26 protein-coding genes and 1 pseudogene are annotated in these 20,887 nt (G+C 44.5%); 4 read left to right on the top strand and 23 right to left on the bottom strand.

Translation table 11 applies throughout. The annotated features are described in order from the left end of the window. Nucleotides 1–77 precede the first annotated feature (77 nt). The 8 genes from F9802_RS00710 to F9802_RS00675 are packed head-to-tail and all read right to left on the bottom strand — an operon-like array spanning nt 78 to nt 5,087. Nucleotides 78–836 carry a class I SAM-dependent DNA methyltransferase gene (locus F9802_RS00710; RefSeq protein ID WP_152149236.1) on the bottom strand — a complete coding sequence of 253 codons (759 nt, stop codon included), beginning with the start codon at nt 834–836 and terminating at the stop codon, nt 78–80. Further along, the gene (gene rsfS / locus F9802_RS00705; protein ID WP_152149235.1) at nt 833–1,189 is read right to left on the bottom strand and encodes a ribosome silencing factor; all 357 of its coding nucleotides are present in this window, start codon (nt 1,187–1,189) and stop codon (nt 833–835) included. Before rsfS ends, F9802_RS00710 begins: the two co-directional genes overlap by 4 nt. After that, complete coding sequence (gene yqeK, locus F9802_RS00700; RefSeq protein ID WP_152149234.1) at nt 1,189–1,761, bottom strand: bis(5'-nucleosyl)-tetraphosphatase (symmetrical) YqeK; 573 nt, start codon at nt 1,759–1,761, stop codon at nt 1,189–1,191. The genes rsfS and yqeK overlap by 1 nt, the downstream gene beginning before the upstream one ends. Continuing rightward, on the bottom strand, nt 1,751–2,323 hold the full coding sequence (locus tag F9802_RS00695) for a nicotinate-nucleotide adenylyltransferase (protein WP_152149233.1): 573 nt from the start codon (nt 2,321–2,323) through the stop codon (nt 1,751–1,753). Before F9802_RS00695 ends, yqeK begins: the two co-directional genes overlap by 11 nt. Further along, nucleotides 2,320–2,613: a ribosome assembly RNA-binding protein YhbY gene (yhbY, locus tag F9802_RS00690; RefSeq protein WP_152149232.1), complete on the bottom strand. Its 294-nt coding sequence runs from the start codon at nt 2,611–2,613 to the stop codon at nt 2,320–2,322. The genes F9802_RS00695 and yhbY overlap by 4 nt, the downstream gene beginning before the upstream one ends. Then, the gene (gene aroE / locus F9802_RS00685) at nt 2,600–3,448 is read right to left on the bottom strand and encodes a shikimate dehydrogenase (RefSeq protein ID WP_152149231.1); all 849 of its coding nucleotides are present in this window, start codon (nt 3,446–3,448) and stop codon (nt 2,600–2,602) included. Before aroE ends, yhbY begins: the two co-directional genes overlap by 14 nt. 14 nt (nt 3,449–3,462) lie before the next feature. Then, nucleotides 3,463–4,569 (bottom strand): ribosome biogenesis GTPase YqeH, encoded by a 1,107-nt coding sequence (yqeH, locus tag F9802_RS00680; RefSeq protein WP_152149230.1) that lies wholly within the window; start codon nt 4,567–4,569, stop codon nt 3,463–3,465. Then, a complete protein-coding gene (locus F9802_RS00675) occupies nt 4,566–5,087 on the bottom strand; it encodes a YqeG family HAD IIIA-type phosphatase (protein WP_152149229.1) in 522 nt (173 codons plus the stop codon). The genes yqeH and F9802_RS00675 overlap by 4 nt, the downstream gene beginning before the upstream one ends. Nucleotides 5,088–5,447: 360 nt before the next feature. Between F9802_RS00675 and sda the strand changes: the two genes are divergently transcribed. Next, nucleotides 5,448–5,585: a sporulation histidine kinase inhibitor Sda gene (gene sda, locus F9802_RS00670; protein WP_152149228.1), complete on the top strand. Its 138-nt coding sequence runs from the start codon at nt 5,448–5,450 to the stop codon at nt 5,583–5,585. 30 nt (nt 5,586–5,615) lie between these two features. Here the strand turns inward: sda and F9802_RS00665 are convergent, their stop codons facing one another. Further along, on the bottom strand, nt 5,616–6,395 hold the full coding sequence (locus F9802_RS00665) for a phosphatidylserine decarboxylase (protein ID WP_152149227.1): 780 nt from the start codon (nt 6,393–6,395) through the stop codon (nt 5,616–5,618). Nucleotides 6,396–6,518: 123 nt separating this feature from the next. Between F9802_RS00665 and pssA the strand changes: the two genes are divergently transcribed. Further along, nucleotides 6,519–7,058 (top strand): CDP-diacylglycerol--serine O-phosphatidyltransferase, encoded by a 540-nt coding sequence (pssA, locus tag F9802_RS00660; protein WP_152149226.1) that lies wholly within the window; start codon nt 6,519–6,521, stop codon nt 7,056–7,058. Between the two features lie 60 nt (nt 7,059–7,118). On the opposite strand, the gene F9802_RS00655 is transcribed toward pssA, so the two are convergent. Beyond that, nucleotides 7,119–8,246 (bottom strand): carbohydrate-binding protein, encoded by a 1,128-nt coding sequence (locus tag F9802_RS00655; RefSeq protein WP_191991719.1) that lies wholly within the window; start codon nt 8,244–8,246, stop codon nt 7,119–7,121. 200 nt (nt 8,247–8,446) lie between these two features. Here F9802_RS00655 and sigK point away from each other — a divergent pair, with 200 nt between their 5' ends. Further along, on the top strand, nt 8,447–9,157 hold the full coding sequence (sigK, locus tag F9802_RS00650) for an RNA polymerase sporulation sigma factor SigK (protein ID WP_152149225.1): 711 nt from the start codon (nt 8,447–8,449) through the stop codon (nt 9,155–9,157). A 213-nt stretch (nt 9,158–9,370) separates the two neighbouring features. On the opposite strand, the gene mtnN is transcribed toward sigK, so the two are convergent. Beyond that, nucleotides 9,371–10,072, bottom strand: a complete 702-nt coding sequence (mtnN, locus tag F9802_RS00645) for a 5'-methylthioadenosine/S-adenosylhomocysteine nucleosidase (protein WP_152149224.1) — start codon at nt 10,070–10,072, stop codon at nt 9,371–9,373. Between the two features lie 134 nt (nt 10,073–10,206). On the opposite strand from mtnN, the gene F9802_RS00640 reads away from it, so the two are divergent. Then, entirely contained in the window at nt 10,207–10,413 is a 207-nt protein-coding gene (locus tag F9802_RS00640) for a DUF2536 family protein (protein WP_152149223.1), read from the top strand. 38 nt (nt 10,414–10,451) lie between these two features. On the opposite strand, the gene F9802_RS00635 is transcribed toward F9802_RS00640, so the two are convergent. The 12 genes and pseudogenes from F9802_RS00635 to F9802_RS00575 all read right to left on the bottom strand — a co-directional run bounded on the left by F9802_RS00635 (nt 10,452) and on the right by F9802_RS00575 (nt 20,863). Continuing rightward, nucleotides 10,452–11,084, bottom strand: a complete 633-nt coding sequence (locus F9802_RS00635) for a DUF1510 family protein (protein ID WP_152149222.1) — start codon at nt 11,082–11,084, stop codon at nt 10,452–10,454. A gap of 120 nt (nt 11,085–11,204) precedes the next feature. Continuing rightward, nucleotides 11,205–11,675, bottom strand: coding sequence for a transcription elongation factor GreA (gene greA, locus F9802_RS00630; RefSeq protein ID WP_152149221.1), 471 nt, complete (start codon nt 11,673–11,675; stop codon nt 11,205–11,207). Nucleotides 11,676–11,882: 207 nt separating this feature from the next. Next, on the bottom strand, nt 11,883–12,518 hold the full coding sequence (gene udk, locus F9802_RS00625) for a uridine kinase (RefSeq protein ID WP_152149220.1): 636 nt from the start codon (nt 12,516–12,518) through the stop codon (nt 11,883–11,885). A gap of 5 nt (nt 12,519–12,523) precedes the next feature. After that, nucleotides 12,524–12,700 (bottom strand): annotated as a pseudogene (locus F9802_RS19840) (U32 family peptidase C-terminal domain-containing protein); the annotation flags it as partial. A gap of 127 nt (nt 12,701–12,827) precedes the next feature. Beyond that, complete coding sequence (locus F9802_RS00615; protein WP_152149218.1) at nt 12,828–13,472, bottom strand: O-methyltransferase; 645 nt, start codon at nt 13,470–13,472, stop codon at nt 12,828–12,830. 312 nt (nt 13,473–13,784) lie between these two features. After that, nucleotides 13,785–14,900, bottom strand: coding sequence for an endolytic transglycosylase MltG (mltG, locus tag F9802_RS00610; RefSeq protein ID WP_152149217.1), 1,116 nt, complete (start codon nt 14,898–14,900; stop codon nt 13,785–13,787). A gap of 307 nt (nt 14,901–15,207) precedes the next feature. Beyond that, the gene (locus tag F9802_RS00600; RefSeq protein ID WP_152149216.1) at nt 15,208–15,495 is read right to left on the bottom strand and encodes a DUF1292 domain-containing protein; all 288 of its coding nucleotides are present in this window, start codon (nt 15,493–15,495) and stop codon (nt 15,208–15,210) included. Nucleotides 15,496–15,505: 10 nt separating this feature from the next. Then, on the bottom strand, nt 15,506–15,925 hold the full coding sequence (ruvX, locus tag F9802_RS00595; protein WP_152149734.1) for a Holliday junction resolvase RuvX: 420 nt from the start codon (nt 15,923–15,925) through the stop codon (nt 15,506–15,508). A 6-nt stretch (nt 15,926–15,931) separates the two neighbouring features. After that, nucleotides 15,932–16,198 (bottom strand): IreB family regulatory phosphoprotein, encoded by a 267-nt coding sequence (locus F9802_RS00590; protein ID WP_152149215.1) that lies wholly within the window; start codon nt 16,196–16,198, stop codon nt 15,932–15,934. An 82-nt stretch (nt 16,199–16,280) separates the two neighbouring features. After that, nucleotides 16,281–18,914 carry an alanine--tRNA ligase gene (gene alaS, locus F9802_RS00585; RefSeq protein WP_152149214.1) on the bottom strand — a complete coding sequence of 878 codons (2,634 nt, stop codon included), beginning with the start codon at nt 18,912–18,914 and terminating at the stop codon, nt 16,281–16,283. A gap of 335 nt (nt 18,915–19,249) precedes the next feature. Next, complete coding sequence (locus F9802_RS00580; RefSeq protein ID WP_152149213.1) at nt 19,250–20,329, bottom strand: AI-2E family transporter; 1,080 nt, start codon at nt 20,327–20,329, stop codon at nt 19,250–19,252. 345 nt (nt 20,330–20,674) lie between these two features. Then, the gene (locus F9802_RS00575) at nt 20,675–20,863 is read right to left on the bottom strand and encodes a hypothetical protein (RefSeq protein WP_152149212.1); all 189 of its coding nucleotides are present in this window, start codon (nt 20,861–20,863) and stop codon (nt 20,675–20,677) included. Between the last annotated feature and the right edge of the window lie 24 nt (nt 20,864–20,887).

The raw sequence follows: 20,887 nt of genomic DNA, 5'->3' as shown, positions 1-20,887 counted from the left end.
TCCCGTCTGCCTGTTTTATGCGCCGACCTTCTCGGCTTTTGCACAGACAATTAAGTATTCTGCACGAGTTTGGGTTATTATGCACGGATGGCCGCCTCCGCTTTTCTGCACACAAAGAATATTCTTTGGCTTTCTTCTCCCGGGGGGTGTTCGGTGAAGTCGGCCGTTGTTTCGATGTTGGTAAAGCCGGCTTCTTGAAGCCATGTTTCGTATTGTCCGGGTGCGAAAGTGCGCTGGGTGTGGAGCTCGTCGAACCGTTCGTACAAGTCCGCTTTTTCATCACGGGCAAAGAAGGTGAGTTCGTGCTCGATGCTGTCAGGCTTTTCGCCGTCGAAGCAGTTCCAGATGTAGGAGACCACTTCATCGACGGCTGTAAAGGTGCCGTCTTTAAACACATGCCGCATTTTAAATAAAGAATGCACATCAAATAAAAACAGACCGCCTGGCTTTAAATGTTTTTCTGCGCTTTGAAAAGTACGCTTCACATCTTCTTCTTCGGTCAAATAATTGAGAGAGTCGCAAAAGATAGTGATGGCATCAAATGATTCCAGTCCTTCTAGTTCACGCATATCTTGCTGAAATAGTGGAATGGATAAATTTTTCGCGGCCGCTTTTTGCTGGGCGACGAAAAGCATGTCATCTGATAGATCGACGCCCGTGACGTGCCAGCCCGCTTCCGCAAGGCGCCAAGTAAACTCACCCGTGCCGCATGCAAGATCGAGTACGCCTTTGCCGGACAGATTCGCCGCATGCCGCTGAAAAAAATCCATCCATTCTTCGTACGGTGCGTCCCCCATTAAAAAGTCATATACATGGGCGAAGCGTTCATATGTCATAACAGCAGTTCGCTCTGCACATCAATCTCAGGCGCGTCTCCCCAGAGCCGTTCAAGATTGTAGTATAGGCGCTCTTCACGATGGAACACATGGACAACAACATCGCCAAGGTCGATTAATACCCAGCGTGCTTCGTCAAACCCTTCCATACGCTTCACCTCAAGTCCTAACTCTTCCGCCTGACCTTTAACTTCGCGGGCAATTGCCTGCACTTGCTTATCAGAATTCCCGTGACAGATCATGAAATAATCAGCAATCAGTGAAATGCCCTGCATGTTTAAAACGACGATATTTTCTGCTCTTTTGTCATCTGCTGCTGCAGCGACTCGTTGTAAAATTTCAGGTTGGCCCATTAATTGGAATCCTCCTTTTTTTTCGTTAAATCGTTGTACGTATGAAAGGTATCAGGGTAAACTGGCTCGTTTCTTTTCATTAAAAATTGTATCGTGTTTTTCAGCGCCTGAATAAGCGCAGCGTCCAAGTCGTTTTTGGCTAATTCACGTACTTCTTCCACGCCCGGGAAGTGACGCCCTGGTTCAATGTAATCTGCTGCATAAATCACTTTTTCAAGCAGCGTCATGCCCGCTCTTCCCGACGTATGATATTTGATGGCATTTAATATAGCTTCATCTGCAATGCCAGCTTCTTTCTGGACTAAGAAAGCTCCTACCGGCGCATGCCACAATTCTGAATGGAACGAAAGCAGCTGCGGATCCATTTGCTGCTGTTCAATGATCGCGGCCATTTCTGCTTTCGGTCGAAATTTAGCGTAATCATGAAAAATAGCGGCCATTTCTGCTTTTTCTACGTCCGCCCCATACCGCTCGGCAAGAGTGATCGCTGATTCCACTACACCGAGCGTATGAACGTAACGGTGTTCGGTTATTTGTTCCTTTACGAGCGCCAGCGCCTGCTCACGATTCATATAAGCGATTCTCCTTTATATAGGTGATGACTTTTTCCGGCAGCAAATAACGAAGCGTACCTCCGTTCGCTGCTCTTTGTCTCAGCATCGTCGAAGAAAGATGAACTTCCGGCGTTTCAATCAACGTTACCGGATAAGGTGTTTTCGTTGAATATCCCGGCCGGCGTACACCGACAAATTGGATCATCCGACTTAGCTCGTCAATTCTATGCCACTTCGGCAAATATTCGATCATGTCTCCGCCGATGATAAAATAAAACTCCGTTTCAGGTTCTTGTTCTTTCAACAGTTTCATTGTATCAAACGTATAGGAGGTCCCTTTCCGTTCGACTTCCGTTAATTCCAGCGAAAAGCACGGATGGCCTTCAATGGCTGCGGAGAGCATGTGAATGCGGTCATCATCACGAATGTCCTCATTCATTACTTTGTGCGGCGGAATATGGTTTGGCATAAAGCGGATTTCATCAAGGCCGAGCGCCTCAAGCACTTCATTCGCCATCATTAAGTGACCGAGATGCGGCGGATTAAATGTGCCTCCTAAAATGCCTGTTTTTTTGCTCATCGCGGCAATTCAATCTTTTTATTTTCTTTTGATTGTTTATACAGGACAATAATGCTTCCGATGACCTGTACAAGCTGCGCGCGTGCTCCTTTTGCCAGATTTTCAGCCACTTCATGTTTATCTTCCCCACAATTTTGCAGCACGCTGACTTTAATCAGCTCACGGGCTTCGAGCGCTTCCGCAATTTGAGTAATCATATTTTCATTTACTCCGCCTTTTCCAACCTGGAAAATAGGGTCAAGATGATGAGCTTTCGAGCGTAAAAAAGCTTTTTGCTTAGTTGTTAACATATTTGCCTCCCAATTGTTGTAGTACGATTTCTTCCATTCGATGAATGTCAGGCGCTGTGCCTGTCCATTTTTCAAACGCCAACGCTCCCTGATAAACAAACATTTTCAGTCCACTTTGAATGCGGGCGCCTCGTTTTTTCGCTTCATTTAATAACTTTGTTTCTAAAGGATTATAAATAATATCTGAAACGAACGCTCCCTGTTTCACGTTTTCCATCGATACCGGACACTCTTCTATTAAAGGGGACATGCCGATAGACGTTGTTTGAATGATAATATCATACTCCCCGAGCTGTTTCTCTGCTTCCTCCGTTGTGAGTACCGCACCGGTAATGGGATAAGGACAGCTTTCAGCAAGGCTTGCTGCTTTTTCAAGTGTCCGGTTCGCAATGTCAATGCGGCTCACCTTCTCAGAAGCAAGCGTATAATAAATGGCACGGGCCGCGCCGCCTGCTCCAATAACTAACACCCGTTTTTCTTCAAGCGGTCCTCCATAAGCTTCCTGAAGACCGCGTACAAACCCGGCTCCATCCGTGTTGTAACCTGTCCAGCTGCCGTTTTCGCGGACAACCGTATTTACCGCTCCAATCGCTCTTGCTAGGGGGTCTACATGATCGAGCAGCGGAATGATCGCTGCTTTATGAGGAATAGTGACATTAAAACCTTCTACACCAATTGCTTTCATTCCATGAACGGCGGCCGCCAGGTCATCCGCCTTTACATGAAAAGGATGATAAGCCCCATCAATGTCAAGCTGCGCAAAAGCGTCATTATGCATGACAGGCGACATAGAATGGGCAATTGGGTCCCCTATAACTCCAAACAATTTCTTCATATTTTCCCCCTCTTTTAAATTAAAGATTGCCGTAAAAAGACGCTGACACCTTTTGGCACGTAAGCAGCCACTTTTGCGCCCGGTTCATTTACTGTGACCCACCCAAGTCCAGAAAAGACAACATCCATTTTGCCTTCTTTAATCATAAATTCATGGCGGACAAACTTTGGAAACTCCTCCATGTCTTCTCTTCTCGGCGGAGTAAGCAAGTCACCCGCGTGCGTCTCATACAATTCATCAGCTTTTTCGAGCTTCGTCCGGTGAATCGTTAATTCATTCGATACGTGACACGAGAAAGACCGGCGGCCGCCTGAAATATAATCAAAACGGGCTAAACCTCCAAAGAACAACGTTTGCTGCTCATTCAGCTGAAACACTTTCGGCTTGATTTCTTTTTTAGGCGTAATGTATTTTAAATCTCTTTTATCAACAAAGTGAGCCATTTGATGATGGTTAATGATGCCTGGTGTGTCGACAAGGTAATGTCCGTCATCGAGCGGGATCTCTATCATGTCAAGTGTCGTGCCAGGGAAATGAGATGTCGTGATGACATCTTTTTCACCCGTCCCTTCTTTAATGATCCTATTAATAAACGTCGATTTGCCCACGTTCGTACAACCGACCACGTAGACGTCCTTCCCATCCCGGTAATAATCGATCGCTTGCATAGCTTCTCCCATTGAAGATCCTTTTGCCGCACTGACAAGAAGCACATCAACCGGTTTTAAGCCAAGTTCTTTCGCTTCGTGCTTCATCCAATGAATTAATTTGTTCTTTTTAACTGACTTAGGGAGAAGATCTACTTTATTGCCGATTAAAAGAACTGGATTTCTCCCGGCAAAGCGGTGCAAACCAGGAAGCCAGCTGCCATTGAAGTCAAAAATATCAACGATCTTTACAATTAAGCTGTCTGTCTGGCCCAGTGTATTTAAAATTTTCAAGAAGTCATCGTCTGTTAAAGAAACGTCTTGTACTTCGTTGTAGTTTTTCAGGCGAAAGCAGCGCTGGCAGACAATAACCTCCTTTTCAAGAGCAGACGCCGGGGCATAGCCCAATCCTTTTTGATCTTCTGTCTGCACATCAATGCCGCACCCTGTACAAATAATTTTGTTGTTATTCACTTATTTTCCTCCCATTGAATTAAACCTTTTCGTTTAAAGAAATTCATAATCCGCCGCTCAATCCGGCGGTTGAATTTTGTCCAAAAGCCGTCTGTCTGCGCGACCGGGAGCACTAAAATCGTGTAAAAACCGCTGCGATTGCCGCCAAATATATCGGTCAGCAACTGATCGCCAATAACGACTGTTTCTTCCTTCTTTACATTTAATAACTTAATGGCTTGACGAAAAGCTCTCCCCATCGGTTTGCGGGCTTCAAATATATATGGAATATCAATCGGATGGGAAAACGCACTGACACGCTTTTGATTATTATTGGAAACAATTAGCACTTTAATGCCTGCTTCTTTCATTCCCTTAAACCATTCCAGTAATTCCGGAGTAGCGTCCGGACGATCCCAGGCAACAAGCGTATTATCCAGGTCGGTAATGATCGCTTTCACACCTTTGGCCGTCAGTTCTGACGGCTTAATATCATATATGCTTTTTACATGCCTGCTCGGCAAAAATTTCCTTAACAATCCCTACACCTCGTTCTCTCCGCTCTCATTGCTTTTATCATAGCGGATTTTAGCTATTGTGACAAAGTAAAACATATAATACCAAGCTTCTCTTTCTTTAAAAAAGAAAAAATATTTTCCGACATTTTTTTTAATTTTTTATTGTGGATAAACTTATACACATTATCCCTTAAGTTTTTGACTGTTTTATCTCACTTAACCACAGTCTACCCACAATTTATCCACTCCACCCTGTGGATAAAGGAACACTTGTTCTTTTTGTTTGTATTTGGTAAGGTTAGGTAGAAATATACTTCAACTTACCATCATATGCGGATTCACCTATTATAGACTATTTATTTTTCTGGAGGTGAACTAGTAATGAATCAAATTTCAGACGATTTGCTTTTAGAAGCTTACACAAAGGCCCGCAAACTAGACCTCAATCGTGACTTTATCTTATTAATAGAGGATGAATTAAAGAAAAGAGCTCTTTATCAACAAGTAAAAGCATATTAATAAAAAGCACCTGCTTAAAGCAGTGCTTTTTTATTTTAAAGAGCCGATTTTTTCGCCGACTTTTACTTCACAAGGCACGGTTAGTTGTTCGTTTAAGACGAAAGCGCCTGGTTCAAACAAAAGAACAACTGTGGAACCGAAATTAAAGTAAGCGACTTCCTCTCCCTGCTTCCAATACGGACGGTCGTGCGAGCGCTGAATAGAGTTTACGAACATAGCCCCTACTTTCACTACGGCCATTTTTCCGCTCTCTATTTGAAGCTCAGTGATGTCGCGGTAGTTTTTGGCGAGCGGGGCCTTGCCGTACTTCAGGCCATGTGTATTGACCGGATATGAGTGGCTGCCGAGCGTCCATTTACCAGCTATAAGGCCATCAATAGGACTATGGATCCGATGGTAGTGGCTTGGGCTCAAATAAAACACAAGGAACGTGCCTCCTTCATAGCCGACCGCTTTTTTATGGCTGCCGAGCATTTCAGTAACGGAATAGACCTTTCCTTTCACAACGATCTTACAGCCGCGGAGGATCGTTCCCGCTTCTGCCAGTTTGGCATCAACTGGACTAACAACATGGTTACGGCCATAGTCTATTGTTCTTGCTTCAGGCATAAGCGTGCGCATGAAAAAATCGTGAAGTGTCTTATAGTCTTCCACTGGGTGAGCCATTTCTTTTTCATTCACCCGATAAGCTTTTATAAAAGGCCGAATCATCGGCTTACTTAAAGAAGAGCTTGTATATTGTTCAAGCAGCCGTGAAGACCACTTTTTATTTGTTAACTCGATAAAAAAACGATATAAATGCCGCTGCACAGTTCACCCTCCAAGTTTTTTCAAAAATCCAATCCACTTTATGGTATAATAGATAATCATTAAAATATTATTATATAATAAACTATCAGCAGATTTCTTGCTAAATTCAAGGAGAGTGTAAATTTGTTTATTTCTCAAGTGATAGATTCGACCGTTAAGAAAGTAAAAGCGCAAACAGCAAACGTGCTGACATTGGGCAACTTAGCTTTAGGCGGGTTTTCTATACTGATGACGATGCAGGGGCAGTATCACCTGGGACTATTGCTGATTTTTGTCGCTGCTTTGGCTGATCGCTTCGACGGCATGGTCGCCCGCAAAATGAATATTGTGTCCGAACTTGGCAAGCAGTTGGATTCTATGTGCGACGTCATTTCATTCGGAGTGGCTCCTGCGCTTCTGCTTTACAGCGGCATTTTATCGGAGTTTGGCTTCCCGGGCGCATTTTTCACCGTCTTTTACATCGGTTGCGGCGCTTTCCGATTGGCCCGTTTCAACATTTCTGAGAATAACGGTTATTTTCACGGACTCCCGATTACAGCGGCAGGCTGCCTGCTTACGCTCAGCTATTTAACGATCCCTTATTTACCAATGCCTTCATTTATGGTTATTATTGTGTGCTTGTCTTTATTAATGATCAGCCCGTTCAAATTAAAAAAAATGTAAAGTAAAACCCCGTGGTTCCCCCGGGGTTTTTTCCATTGAAATAAAAAACATTAAAAAGTACTAGGACCACCACTTATGCCACATACGATCATTGGCTCCGCGGACAAAACAATCAATTCGATTCGGTCCCCAAGAAACAGCTGCTGGGGAATCCTCGAGACCCCCACGTGGAGCCCCAAGGTTTTCCCAGCCGCTCCATCTTGAGCCATTCCACCGCTTATGCCACATACGGTCGTCGTCCCCACTTACAAAACAGTCGAGTCGATTAGACCCCCAGGAAGCTACTGCTGGGGAATCCTCAAATCCTCCACGTGGAGCCCCAAGGTTTTCCCAGCCGCTCCATCTTGAGCCGTCCCACCACTTATGCCACATACGATCGTTCGCTCCACGCACAAAACAATCAATTCGATTTGGCCCCCAGGAAACAGCTGCTGGGGAATCCTCAAGACCTCCACGAGGAGCTCCAAGGTTTTCCCAATCGCTCCATCTTGAGCCATCCCACCACTTATGCCACATTCGATTATCGTTTCCGCGTACAAAACAGTCTAGTCGGTTAGACCCCCAGGAAGCTACTGCTGGGGAATCCTCGAATCCCCCACGAGGAGCTCCAAGGTCTTCCCAGTCGCTCCACCTTGAACCGTTCCACCATTTATGCCACATACGATCGTTCGCTCCACGCACAAAACAATCAATTCGATTTGGCCCCCAGGAAACAGCTGCTGGGGAATCCTCGAATCCTCCACGAGGAGCTCCAAGGTTTTCCCAACTGCTCCACCTTGAGCCGTCCCACCACTTATGCCACATTCGATTATCGTTTCCGCGTACAAAACAGTCTAGTCGGTTAGACCCCCAGGAAGCTACTGCTGGGGAATCCTCGAATCCCCCACGAGGAGCTCCGAGATCTTCCCAACCTTTCCAACTAGCTCTCCAGTCAGAATCTCCGTAAGACCTATATCCTGGATGGTAATTATACTCATGTTGAGAAGGATAGTAATGATAGTAGGACGGATAAGAACGGGTTGGATAATAGCAGCTTGGATAGTAGTAATATGGATAGTATAGCGGACTTGGTCCTACATGTGGGTGAGAATAAGATTGAATTCTTCCATCTACATAATCAGGATACTCATAGTTAAAGTCATTTCGTAGGTAAACCTGTTCTTCATTATTAAAATTTTGATACCGCAAAAGGATTCCCCCTCACATCTTCTCTCCCCTTTACTGTATTCAAGTCCTCATCATGTGATGTGTGAACACACAAAAAAAACAAAACAGGGGTTTGTTTTCCCTATTCTTCAAAAAACGAAATATACAGCGGACAGGCAAATAAGCCCCTTTTCTTTCATACACTTAGGACAATGGCGGATTTAGTTAAAGGAGGATCTCCTATGCTCGGCATCCTTGCTGCTTTGTCGTACGCGGTAAAAGAGTTGCTTTTTTTCGTATCGTATGTCAAAAACAATGCCTTTCCCCAGCCGTTGTCTGCCGCTGAAGAAAAATTATACTTAAAAAAAATGGCAGACGGCGACATGGATGCGCGCAACAAACTGATTGAACATAATTTACGGCTCGTCGCGCATATCGTTAAAAAATTTGAGAACACAGGGGAAGACTCGGAAGATTTAATTTCCATCGGCACGATCGGTTTAATCAAAGCAATCGAAAGCTATTCAGGAGGAAAAGGCACAAAACTTGCCACGTATGCGGCCCGTTGTATCGAAAACGAAATCCTCATGCATTTGCGCGCATTAAAGAAAACGAAGAAAGATGTGTCACTCCAAGATCCGATCGGCCACGATAAAGAAGGAAATGAAATTAATCTTTTGGATATTTTAAAGTCAGAAGATGAAGATGTACTCGAACATATTTTATTAACAATCGAGCTGAAGAAAGTATTAAAGTTTCTCCGTGTGCTTGATGAACGGGAGCAGGAAGTGATCATCGCCCGCTTTGGCCTGCAGCAGGATGAAGAAAAAACACAGCGGGAAATTGCCAAAGAACTAGGCATCTCTCGCAGCTACGTTTCGCGCATCGAAAAACGCGCCTTAATGAAAATGTTCCACGAGTTTTATCGGGAAGAGAAAGGCCAGGGCAATTAAGGATCAAAAAACCGGCTTCGCCAAAGGCAGCCGGTTTTTAACTTATTAGTCAATTGTTACAGCAATCAAAACGCCAGTAACCGTAGCAAGCAGCAATCCCATAATCATCATGACCATCTTTTTTCACTCCTTACACACTCACAAAAGCTATTTACTAATAATGTACCACAAAACGAACAGATTGTAGCACATTTTTCACAAATTGTTCACACTCTACTTACGGGACAGCTGCTCGACGATGCTCATCACAAGATTAGCGGAATGGCGGGCGGCTTTCGGCAAAAACTGTTCAAATGAAATACCTGATTCCTTGCCGGCAATATCTGAAATGGAACGGATCACGACGAAGGGGACGCCGAACTGATAAGCGACTTGCGCAATAGCAGCCGCTTCCATTTCAACCGCCTGTAAACCAGTAAATTTCTTTCCTATTGCAAGCACACGCTCCGGATCGCTCATAAACGAGTCACCTGTCGCGATAAGCCCTTTCATGACTTGTATCCCTTCTGCTTCCGTGGCACGACTCTCAGCAACCTCAATGAGCTTGGCATCGGCTTCATAGGCGGCTGGCAGTTGCGGTACTTGTCCGTACTCGTAACCAAACACCGTTACATCCACATCATGATGGCGCACTTCCGTGGAAATGACTACATCACCAACATTCAGCTGCGGGTTCAGTCCACCGGCAGAACCTGTGTTAATGACCGCGTCCGGTTGAAATTGATGAAGTAAAATGGATGTTGTCATCGCCGCATTTACTTTCCCAATGCCCGAGCGCAGCAAAACAACTTCTGCCCCGTTCAGCGTTCCCGCTGTAAATTCACTGTTAGCGATCGTTTCCACCCGGCAGTTTTCCATTTGCTCACGCAAAATCACTACTTCTTCTTCCATTGCTCCGATAATCGCAATTTTCATCGTTCATTCCTCCGTTTTCTTCACGTTCAACTGTTTCATTCTAGCATTTTTTCAGCAGAATAGCTTGCCAGTTCTCCCTATTATCCTGTATACATAGAAAGGGAATGACTTCATCTCGGGAGGAGAAAAAAACAATGCAGTTTCAACTCGATTTAATTGAAGACAAAATAGAATTTTTCGAAGCGGCTGACCTCGTTTCGCTAGAAAAAAAGATAGCTGAAAAAATTGAACTAAACCGGGCAATTCTACTTGGCGTCTATTCCGTTTCTCACGAAATGCAAGTGGATGCAGATGGGCGCAGATACTTTTCAGCTGTTGTCCATTTTAAAGCGAAAAAGTAAAGGAACCCGCTGTGAAGCGAGTTCCTTTTTTCTGCGGTTTACCGCGCTTTATCATTATGCTCCAATTTGTACACTTTTGTTGGTTTCCAGCCTTCGCCATCCACCCAGCTTATGTATACACGGTATGCATCATTTTTGTCGCTCTTAGGAGATACTGTCCCGATGGCTCCTTTTGGCCCGTCTCCGCTAATATACCAGACGGTCATTTCTTCTTTCGGAATACCGGTTGCATAAGACAGCGCGTCTTCTTTCTCTTGCCAATCCACCGAATTGGTGTTAAAAGAGGAGGTGTGCTGACCAGTTTGTGAAGTTCCGACGCCTGTCCAATTCGGATCAACAATTTCTTTCTCCACGTTCGGCTCAGCGCTTTCTTTCTCGATCACTTCTTCTTGTTTGTCCTCTTCTGCCTGTTCGTCTTCTTTATCTTCTTGTTCAGATTCTTCAGCCGCCTCTTCTTCTGTGGCCGGCTGTTCTTCTTTTTCATTGACAGCAGTTTGCTGCGTTTCCGTTTTCTTTTCTGGCGGCTGTGCTACTTCTTCTTTTTCACCGCCGGAAAAAATGGTAAAGGCGACAATAATGATTAAAAGGACGACAACCGCAATCGCGGTATTTAAAATCCGATTGGTTTTTCTTCGTTTTGACTTTTTTTGTGCACGTGTTGGCTGTGCCATATTACTACCCCTCTCTCTACAGCATCATTCACATTTTATCATGACTCTACTTGAACATGAAGTCATTTTCATCGAAAAAAGCGCTAAAGGCCTACACCTTTAGCGCTTTTTTAAGCTTCATTACTTAATTGAAACAATTTTTACTTGCATTTCCCCGCCAGGTGTCTGGACAGTCACTTCATCGTTTACTTCTTTGCCAAGCAGACTTTTCGCGATAGGAGAATCGTTTGAAATCTTTCCTTCAAACGGATCTGCTTCCGCACTGCCGACAATCGTATACGTTTCTTCTTCCCCATCTGGCAGCTCAATAAAAGCAACTGTTTTCCCTAAAGAAACGACATTGCTATTGTCTTCTTCAATAATTTTAGCGTTGCGGATCATTGCCTCAATCGTGCCGATGCGCCCTTCTACAAAGGCTTGTTCTTCTTTTGCTGAATCGTATTCGGAGTTCTCCGATAAATCACCGAAACTGCGGGCAATTTTAATCCTTTCCACTACTTCTTTACGTTTTACCGCTTTTAAATATTCCAATTCCTGTTCTAACTTTTCTTTTCCCTCTTGTGTCATAGGATATACTTTTTCTGTTGACAAGTCCCTTCCACTCCTTTTCATCTCGACGCCTTCCTTGGTGAAGGAAAACAAATAAACATGAGCAGGCTGCCTCCCTTAGAGCAGCTTCTGCCGCGTTCATATATAGCGAAAACATTTTCCCCTATATATGGACGCGCCAGAGGCATTCTTCCAATGGTTGAGACAGCCTTTATTTTTAAAAGATTATGTCTGTTTCATAAAAAGATACTATAAAATAGCTTTTTGTTCAAGAACCGTTTGAATTTTCGTTACCATCAGGTCAATGGCGACACGATTTTGGCCGCCTTCCGGAATAATAATATCGGCATAGCGCTTCGTCGGTTCAATAAATTGATTATGCATCGGGCGGACAACATGTAAGTATTGATCCACGACCGATTCAAACGTGCGGCCGCGCTCTTTCATGTCACGTATCATCCGCCGGATAATACGCAAGTCCGCGTCCGTATCAACAAATAGTTTAATATCCATTAAATCGCGGAGCCGTTCATCTTCAAGCACGAGGATGCCTTCAAGGATGATGACATCTTTCGGTTCCATGCGGATCGTTTCTGCCGAACGGGTATGGCGGGCATAATCATACACCGGTTTTTCGACTGCCTCGTATTTCAACAGCTTTTCGATATGATTGATTAACAGATCATTATCAAAGGCAAGCGGATGGTCATAATTCGTTTTCAGCCGCTCTTCAAACGGCAAATTACTTTGATCTTTATAGTAATAATCTTGTTCAATAATCATAACGGAATGCCCTTTAAAATAATCGTCGATTGACTTAGTGACACTTGTTTTGCCGGAGCCTGATCCGCCGGCAACACCGATTACAACTGGCTTCTGATCCATGAAATTTATTCAAGCCCCTTTCGCATCATGTTGTTTGGATACACTGGCTTCGCTGCTTTAAAACGGACAATTTGCAGCGGGTAGCGGGCCGCATCCAATTCGTTTCCTTTTTCATCCCAGTTTGTTTCAACTGTTTGTTTGAATTTGGCGATTTCCGGACGGAAAAAGTTGCGCTGCTGTAAAAATTCTCCTGCAAGACGCAGCCCATACCACTGTTCGCCGACGACAAATGCGTCAGCGCCTGCCTCAGCCAGCGGCAAAATCGTATCCACACTATGAGGAGCGACGAGCAATTCCAGTTTTTTCATATTACTTTCCACCTCTTTTACGACTGATGGCCAAACCGTCCCCAACCGGAATAATCGCCGTATCATAGCCCGCGTGATTCATCAGCCATTCATTATAAGATTGAATTTTTTTCACTAAATTGACGATACGCTTTGATTCCACCGGTACACCAGCTACGTATCCTTTAAATAACACGTTGTCTGTGTAGACCGTTCCGTTTTGTGTTAAAAAGCCCGAATAGCTTTCGAAAAACTTCGTGTACTGGCCTTTTGCTGCATCAATAAAAATTGCATCATACGGACCCTGTTCTTCTGCTTCTGCGACTACTTCAAGCGCATCACCAAATAAAACAGTTACACGGCTTCCGCTGCCTGAACGGCCGATATAGTCCAGTGCCTGCTGATAGCGCTCTTCATCCCGCTCGATAGTAGTAATTTCTGTATCCGGAAGCGCCTCTGCCATACGCAAAGCTGAATAGCCGATCGCTGTCCCGATTTCCAGAATGCGCTTCGGCTGTTGGATCCTCATGATTTGCAGCATCGCTTCTATGCCGGCGGACTCCATAATCGGCACACCATTTTCCTGGGCGAACGCTTCCATTTCAGCGAGCAGCGCGGGTCTATCTTTAATTAACGATTCTATATAACGATGGATAATGTTGTCCATGAAATTCCCCTCTTCAAAAAGGCTTGATTAGAAAAGCGTAAGCGCCTTGCCCACCCCCGACAAGCACAAGGCGAGCCTCACGGAAAGGTGTTTTTGCCTTTCTGGGAGGCTTGGCTTGTGACCTCGAAGGGGGAGGCGCTGGAGCTAGACATCAAAACTAATTACAAAAAATTTATACTTTTTATTCACAGAAAAAGAAGAAAGCCCGTCAGCTTTCTGCTTCATTGTTTTTATTTACGTTTCTTTTCCAAAAAACACTTGAATTATTCTACCATAACGGAGAGAGAAAAGCGATATTTCTCTCTCCTTTCATTACTTTTGTTTTTCGTAATAACTTGTAATGTATTTTTTCTTCAGTTCATTATGTTCCTTCAGCGTCTTCGCATAGTAAACATCTCCTGCTGGTGAAGCGAGAAAAAAGAGAAAATCCGTTTCTTCCGGATTTAATGCCGCTTCCATGGATGACACGCCACTGTTGCCGATCGGACCTGGCGTTAATCCTTTCACTTTATACGTGTTGTACGGCGACTCTACTTTTAAATCTTCATAGAGCACACGGCTTTTATGCTTGCCTAGTGCATAAAGCACAGTCGGGTCTGTCTGCAGCGGCATATCAGCGGCCAGACGGTTATAAAACACGCTGGAAATTTTACGGCGGTCCGCTTTTTCTGTCGCTTCTTCTTCAATTAATGAAGACAGCGTTAGCAGCTTATGAGACGTCATTTTTTTTGCCGCCATGGACGTCCGGTATTGAACAAGCACGCTGTCTGTTTTTTCGAGCATATCTTCCACGATTTCTTTCACCGGCTTCTTCTTATCTCCATAATGATAAGTAGCCGGATATAAATAGCCCTCAAGCGGATATTTAATATTTTTAGCAAACACTTCTTCTGTTAAAAGCTCAGGATATTTCTGCATCATTTCCTTAATAAAGGTGTGATCGTTCATCACTTTTAGTACATCATTTGCCGGCCGTCCTGTTTCTTTGCCGATGAGAGCGGCAATTTGTGTCAACTGGTAGCCTTCTGGAATGGCTAGTCTCACTTCTCCTTGGCCGATCACTTTTCCGGTTTTCAAACTGCTGATCAATTCATCCATTGTCATACTTGGGGTAAATGAATATTCTCCTGCCTGCAAGTTGTCTTCATTCTTATACTTCACATAGTACTTGAAGACCTCCGCATTTTTGACAATTCCTTTTTTCTCAAGCGTTTCCGCAATGACCGACAAGCTAGAACCGATCGGTATGTTGACCTGCACAGGCGTGCGGTCTTTTTTGTCTACAGGTTCAAGCGCGGATTTAATGAAGAAATAGCCACCTGCTGCCAATCCTCCAATGATTAGCAAAAACGAAACAACAGCGAAAAAAATAGCTTTTTTTAATCGCCGCTTTTTGCCTGGCGGCTGAATATATGATTGTTTCGACATAAACTTACTCCTTTCAACAAATACCGAGTCTTTCTTTGCTTTTACATTATACTACAACTCATTAAAAAAGACAGAATGAACAAAAGCGCAAGCGCCTTGATCAGCCCCGACAAGCAAATGTTCTTTCCTCAAAGAAGTCCGCCTTTTGACTTCATTGAGGAAAGGTTATTTGACCTCGAGGGGCTAGGCGCTGAAGCTGGACGTAGACCCGCTCCATTAGCAACGGTATACACTATGCGATTATTTTATCATTCCCTAAACAATAAAAAAGGACCGGGCAGCCCCGGTCCTTTTAAGCCTAACTTGATTATTCTTCTTCCTCTTCGTCAAGGAACGTATTCAGCATTTCTTCGATCAATTCCCATTCTTCATCGGATTCGATCGGCTTTAGTTCGCCATCTTCCCCGTCTTCACCGGGAACAAATGCAGAAGCATGAATTTCGATTTCTTCATTGTCATCTTCTTCTGCTCCAACCGGAAAGTAAAGCACGTATGACTTTTCAAATTCATCAGAATCAAATGTAAAAAGCACCTCGCATAACTGTTCATTTCCGTCTTCATCAATAATTGTAATTTGTTTTTCACCATGTTCCATTTCGTTCACCTCATTGTTTTTGGCTGTCCAGAAATCCTTGCAGGATCATAATGGCAGCCATTTTATCAATTACTTTTTTGCGCTTTTTCCGGCTGACGTCCGCTTCAAGCAGCACTCTTTCCGCTGCCATCGTTGTGAGCCGCTCATCCCAAAGTACAACCGGCAGCGAAAAGCGTTTTTCCAACTTTTTAGCAAAAACTTTAGAAGCCTCTCCACGCGGACCAATTGTGTTATTCATGTTTTTCGGCAGTCCGACAACGAACTTTTCAATTCCGTATTCTTTGCTCAATTCTTCAATGCGGACAAGCCCGAAATCGTGTTTTTCTTCATTGATTCGAACCGTTTCAATGCCCTGCGCTGTCCAGCCTAACTCATCGCTGATCGCTACGCCGATTGTTTTTGAACCGACGTCCAGCCCCATTACTCTCATAAACATTTATTCCTCTCGCTGCTGTTTCAAATACGTTTTCACAAGCTCTTCGATGATTTCATCGCGTTCAAGCTTGCGGATTAAATTACGCGCATCGTTATGCCGTGGGATATAAGCAGGATCACCGGACAGCAAATAACCGACGATTTGGTTAATCGGATTATATCCTTTTTCCTGAAGAGCCCCATACACTTTAAAAAGTACCTCTTCTACGTTCTGTTCAAACGGTTCTTCCGGAAAATTAAATTTCATCGTTTGATCAAAAGAGCTCATTGGTAGCACCTCGCTTTAAGCTTGAAAGTGAAAACTCTCTTTTGTACAAGTTATTCCCATTGTACATTAAATTTTCATGGAATCAAATGGATTTGACCCACTCTTCCACAATTTTGAGAGCTTCCTCTGTTTTAGCTGGATCTTTTCCTCCTGCTTGCGCCATATCCGGACGTCCGCCTCCGCCTCCGCCGCAGCGTGAAGCAACCTCTTTAACGAGCTTGCCGGCGTGGTAGCCTTTTTCAATTAAATCTTTTGTGACAGCAGCAATAATATTCACTTTATCTTCTGTTGGGGCAGCAAGAACAATAATGCCGGAATCAAGCTTTTGTTTTAATTCATCCGCCATCGTACGCAAATTGTTCATATCTGCAGCTTGAACGCGGGCAGCAAGGAATTTGACGCCATTCGCTTCCTGCACATGATCGAGCAGACTTCCTGCTTCTATATTAGACAACTTTTGAGAAAGTGATTCATTTTCACGCTGTAGTTCTTTCATTTCTGCCTGCAAGCTGTCCACTTTTGCTACAATATCTTTCGGATTTGTTTTTAGTTTATTCGCCGCTTCTTTCAATAACGCTACTTGGCTGTTTAAAGAGCGATAAGCTGCTTCACCGGTCACTGCTTCAATCCGGCGCGTACCAGCTCCGATGCCGCTTTCAGAAATGACTTTAAACACCCCAATGACTGATGTGTTCGGCACGTGGCAGCCGCCGCACAGTTCTAAGCTGTAATCGCCGATAGATACGACACGGACGACGTCGCCGTATTTCTCACCGAACAGTGCCATCGCTCCCATTTTCTTCGCTTCATCGAGTGATTTGCGGGCAATATCTACTTGTAAGCTGTTCCAAATTTTCTCGTTGACAATCGCTTCGATTTTCTCGAGTTCTTCAGGCATAACCTGTCCAAAATGAGAAAAGTCAAAGCGAAGGCGCTCCGGCCCGACGAGCGAGCCCGCCTGGTTAACGTGGGTGCCGAGCACATCTTTTAATGCTTGGTGAAGAAGGTGAGTTGCCGTATGATTTTTAATAATTTTGCTGCGGGAAGCCGCATCAACACGGGCGGTCACCGTTTGCCCTGTGCTTAACGTTCCACTTTCAATTATTGCGTGCTGCACATTCTGCCCATTTGGCGCTTTTTGGACATCTTGGATGGCTGCACGTACACCGTCAGCTTCAATCACGCCTTTATCGGCAATTTGTCCGCCGCTTTCTGCATAGAAAGGTGTTCGGCTTAAAATAAGCTGCACCGCTTCACCCGCTTGTGCTTTATCCACCATTTCACCGTTAGCAATAATCACTTCAACTGTTGCTTCAGCTGTTAATTCATCGTAACCTGTAAATTCGCTTTCCACTTTAATGTCACCGAGCACGCCGCCTTGCACCTTCATGGAATCCACATCCTGTCGGGCAGCGCGTGCGCGTTCCCTCTGGTTCGCCATTGCTTTTTCAAAGCCTTCGTGGTCCACTTTCATGCCTTCTTCTTCGGCATATTCTTCCGTCAGCTCCACAGGGAAACCGTACGTATCGTATAAACGGAATACATCCGCTCCGGCAATCGTATCCGAGCCGTTATTTTTCGCTGTTTGAATAACCGCTGATAAAATCGCCAAACCTTCATGGAGCGTTTCGTGAAAGCGTTCTTCTTCATTTTTAATGACGCGCTGGATAAATTCCTGCTTTGCTTTCACTTCCGGATAAAAATCGTTCATGATCTCGCCGACAACCGGGACGAGTTCGAACATAAATGGACGGTTAATCTGGATTTGTTTCGCATAACGGACAGCCCGGCGCAGCAGGCGGCGCAGTACGTATCCACGTCCTTCATTTGATGGCAGCGCTCCGTCTCCAACCGCAAAAGCAACGGTGCGGATATGGTCAGCAATCACTTTAAACGCCACATCTTTTTCTGTGCTTTCCCGATATTTTTCACCGGAAATGGCTTCTGTTGCTTCAATGATTGGCATGAACAAATCAGTATCAAAGTTCGTCGGCACTTCCTGCAAAACGGAAGCCACCCTTTCCAATCCCATACCGGTATCAATATTTTTCTTCGGCAGTGGTGTGTACGTGCCGTCCGGATTATGGTTAAACTGGGAAAAGACGAGATTCCAAATTTCTAAATAGCGCTCATTTTCTCCGCCTGGATAAAGTTCCGGATCATTTTCATCATTTCCGTAGGACTCTCCGCGGTCATAAAAAATTTCCGTATTCGGCCCACTTGGCCCTTCACCGATGTCCCAATAGTTTCCTTCCAAACGGATAATCCGCTCTTCCGGCAAACCTACTTCCTCATGCCAGATAGCAAACGCTTCATCATCTTCAGGGTGAATCGTAACGGACAGTTTATCCGGCTCAAAAGCCATCCATTTTTCATCTGTCAAAAACTCCCATGCCCAATGAATCGCTTCTTTTTTAAAATATTCTCCGATAGAAAAGTTGCCGAGCATTTCGAAAAAAGTATGGTGGCGGGCTGTTTTCCCTACATTTTCAATATCGTTCGTCCGGATCGACTTTTGTGCATTGACAATTCGTGGGTTTTCAGGAACAACCCGGCCGTCAAAATATTTTTTCAGCGTGGCTACACCGCTGTTGATCCATAGCAAGCTCGGATCTTCATGCGGGACAAGCGGCGCGCTCGGCTCTACCCGGTGGTCTTTTTCTTGAAAGAACTCTAAAAATTTCTGGCGGATTTGTGCACCTGTCAAAGCTTTCATTCATGATTCCTCCTATCGAATAATAAATTCAACGTTTACTTTTAAGACAACAAAAAAAGCCCCGTTCCCCGGACAGGGACGAAGCTTTTCGCGGTACCACCCTGATTATGAACCGGCTTGGCCGGCTCATCTCTCGTACACCTTAACGCGGCAGACGGCAGGGATTAACTGCTCTCCGGACTAGCTTTCTGTTATTCTTCACCCAGAATTTCTTCCAGCCATGGAAATTCCTCTCTGATGTGCTTTGCACTCGGGCGGGCTATAACATACTCGGTCCTTCTTTGATTTAAATATGTTGATATATATCGAATTATAAAAAACTTACTACCTATTTGTCAACGCGGGACTTTTTGCAGCCTTACTTTCACTTTTCTTTCTGCAGAAAAAGCGGCTTTAAAAATAATTAGGACCGGTACAGCAGCTATCAAGCCAATGACTCCACCTGCTTCCCCGCCAATCAATAGAGCACCGATAATAAAAAGCGGGTGCAGATGCACACTTTTGCCGACAATCCACGGCGACAGTACATTTCCCTCGACAAATTGCAAAACAAAGACGATAACCGCCGTATAAACCGCGATCTGCACAGACATCGTCAGCGCCACAAAGACAGCCGGCACCGCTCCAATAATCGGGCCAAAATACGGAATGACATTCGTGATGCCAATAATGATTCCAAATAAAATGGCATACTTAAGCCCAATAAAGGTAAACAATAAAGCTGCCGCAGCGCCTGTCAACAAGCAGACGAGCAGCTGCCCCCTTATATAGCCGCCGAGCGACTGGTCCAATTCTCTAACGAAACGCAGCGCTCTTGTCCGCCATTTTTTCGGCGTGAACTTCCAAGCTGCTTTTTTTACCCGGCTCATATCCTTCAATAAGTAAAAAGATATAAAGGGAACAATCGCCAGCAGAAGCAAAAAATTCACTGCTTTCATGAGCGTATTCATAAATACTTCCACGAGACCGGACAACCAGCGTTCAAAACTTATAATCCGATTATGGATTTTTTCCTGCACACCATCCGGCCAGCTCAGCGTCTCCACCTCGAGGGCAATGATTTGTTCTTCATACATCCGCGACAGCTCAGGAGCGCTTTGGGATAGTTCTTTCAACTGTCCGATAAATAATGGTATGCCTTTGAATAAACCGAAGCCGATAAGACCAAAAACTAATATATAAATAAGTAAAATGGCCATCATCCGCGACATGCCCCGCTCTACTATTTTTTCTACGAGCGGGTGCAGCAAATAAGCCATAAATCCGCCTAATAAAAATGGCATCAGGCTGATCACTAAACCATGAAAAAGCGGGCTTAACACTGGACTCAGTAAGTACACGACATATACCGACAATAGCGTCAATAGCACCGCACATGCCAAATAAAGCCACTTTAACTTCAACTTATTTTCCATTAGGTCCAACACCTTTTTAACGAACTGTTGTCATTCTATTTTGCGGCTGAACAAGGCTTGTTTATTCATCATTATGAAAAGATTGGCGTGAGTTGCATGGAAAAACCCTTGGAATTGATGAACAAATGGCGTGAACAAATTTTAAAATTTGATGAACAATTTTCCTTTACAATGAAAAAAGCTTGCAAAGAAGAGGTCTTCTTTGCAAGCTTCCGCTTTTCGTGTCCAGTTGCAGCGCCTAGACGCTCGAGGTCATAAGTTGATTCAGCTGTATGGCTGAAAAACGCCATTTCGCCGAATCGCCTTATGCTTGTCGCGGCTGGGCAGGCGCTTCCGCTTTTCTACTTAACCCATCCTTCTTTTTTCTTCTTCGAACAAGTCGTTTAGGGAGCTTAGGGAGCCGTCTTCTTCGACTTGGTGGACGGAGATAATGTTTTTGTCGATGGAGAGTTCAATGAAGCAGTTCCAGCAGTAAAATTGGGTTGTGCCGATTTTGCCGATTTCTTTGCTTTGGCAGTTTGGGCATGTGATCATGGGCGTCACCTCGCACGCTTTCGC

It is taken from the genome of Bacillus aerolatus (genome assembly GCF_009183655.1).
In the GTDB taxonomy this organism is placed as follows: domain Bacteria; phylum Bacillota; class Bacilli; order Bacillales; family Domibacillaceae; genus Pseudobacillus; species Pseudobacillus aerolatus.
The sequence above is the reverse complement of the archived record's forward strand: the minus strand, read 5'-3'. Positions and strand labels throughout refer to the sequence as shown.

What these genes read in the sequence shown, in the direction of transcription:
- F9802_RS00710 (WP_152149236.1), bottom strand. Translation starts at nt 836, where the DNA reads ATGACATATGAACGCTTCGCCCATGTATATGACTTTTTAATGGGGGAC.
- rsfS (WP_152149235.1), bottom strand. Translation starts at nt 1,189, where the DNA reads ATGGGCCAACCTGAAATTTTACAACGAGTCGCTGCAGCAGCAGATGAC.
- yqeK (WP_152149234.1), bottom strand. Translation starts at nt 1,761, where the DNA reads ATGAATCGTGAGCAGGCGCTGGCGCTCGTAAAGGAACAAATAACCGAA.
- F9802_RS00695 (WP_152149233.1), bottom strand. Translation starts at nt 2,323, where the DNA reads ATGAGCAAAAAAACAGGCATTTTAGGAGGCACATTTAATCCGCCGCAT.
- yhbY (WP_152149232.1), bottom strand. Translation starts at nt 2,613, where the DNA reads ATGTTAACAACTAAGCAAAAAGCTTTTTTACGCTCGAAAGCTCATCAT.
- aroE (WP_152149231.1), bottom strand. Translation starts at nt 3,448, where the DNA reads ATGAAGAAATTGTTTGGAGTTATAGGGGACCCAATTGCCCATTCTATG.
- sda (WP_152149228.1), top strand. Translation starts at nt 5,448, where the DNA reads ATGAATCAAATTTCAGACGATTTGCTTTTAGAAGCTTACACAAAGGCC.
- sigK (WP_152149225.1), top strand. Translation starts at nt 8,447, where the DNA reads ATGCTCGGCATCCTTGCTGCTTTGTCGTACGCGGTAAAAGAGTTGCTT.
- mtnN (WP_152149224.1), bottom strand. Translation starts at nt 10,072, where the DNA reads ATGAAAATTGCGATTATCGGAGCAATGGAAGAAGAAGTAGTGATTTTG.
- F9802_RS00640 (WP_152149223.1), top strand. Translation starts at nt 10,207, where the DNA reads ATGCAGTTTCAACTCGATTTAATTGAAGACAAAATAGAATTTTTCGAA.
- F9802_RS00635 (WP_152149222.1), bottom strand. Translation starts at nt 11,084, where the DNA reads ATGGCACAGCCAACACGTGCACAAAAAAAGTCAAAACGAAGAAAAACC.
- udk (WP_152149220.1), bottom strand. Translation starts at nt 12,518, where the DNA reads ATGGATCAGAAGCCAGTTGTAATCGGTGTTGCCGGCGGATCAGGCTCC.
- F9802_RS00615 (WP_152149218.1), bottom strand. Translation starts at nt 13,472, where the DNA reads ATGGACAACATTATCCATCGTTATATAGAATCGTTAATTAAAGATAGA.
- mltG (WP_152149217.1), bottom strand. Translation starts at nt 14,900, where the DNA reads ATGTCGAAACAATCATATATTCAGCCGCCAGGCAAAAAGCGGCGATTA.
- F9802_RS00600 (WP_152149216.1), bottom strand. Translation starts at nt 15,495, where the DNA reads ATGGAACATGGTGAAAAACAAATTACAATTATTGATGAAGACGGAAAT.
- ruvX (WP_152149734.1), bottom strand. Translation starts at nt 15,925, where the DNA reads ATGAGAGTAATGGGGCTGGACGTCGGTTCAAAAACAATCGGCGTAGCG.
- F9802_RS00590 (WP_152149215.1), bottom strand. Translation starts at nt 16,198, where the DNA reads ATGAGCTCTTTTGATCAAACGATGAAATTTAATTTTCCGGAAGAACCG.
- alaS (WP_152149214.1), bottom strand. Translation starts at nt 18,914, where the DNA reads ATGAAAGCTTTGACAGGTGCACAAATCCGCCAGAAATTTTTAGAGTTC.
- F9802_RS00580 (WP_152149213.1), bottom strand. Translation starts at nt 20,329, where the DNA reads ATGGAAAATAAGTTGAAGTTAAAGTGGCTTTATTTGGCATGTGCGGTG.
- F9802_RS00575 (WP_152149212.1), bottom strand. Translation starts at nt 20,863, where the DNA reads ATGATCACATGCCCAAACTGCCAAAGCAAAGAAATCGGCAAAATCGGC.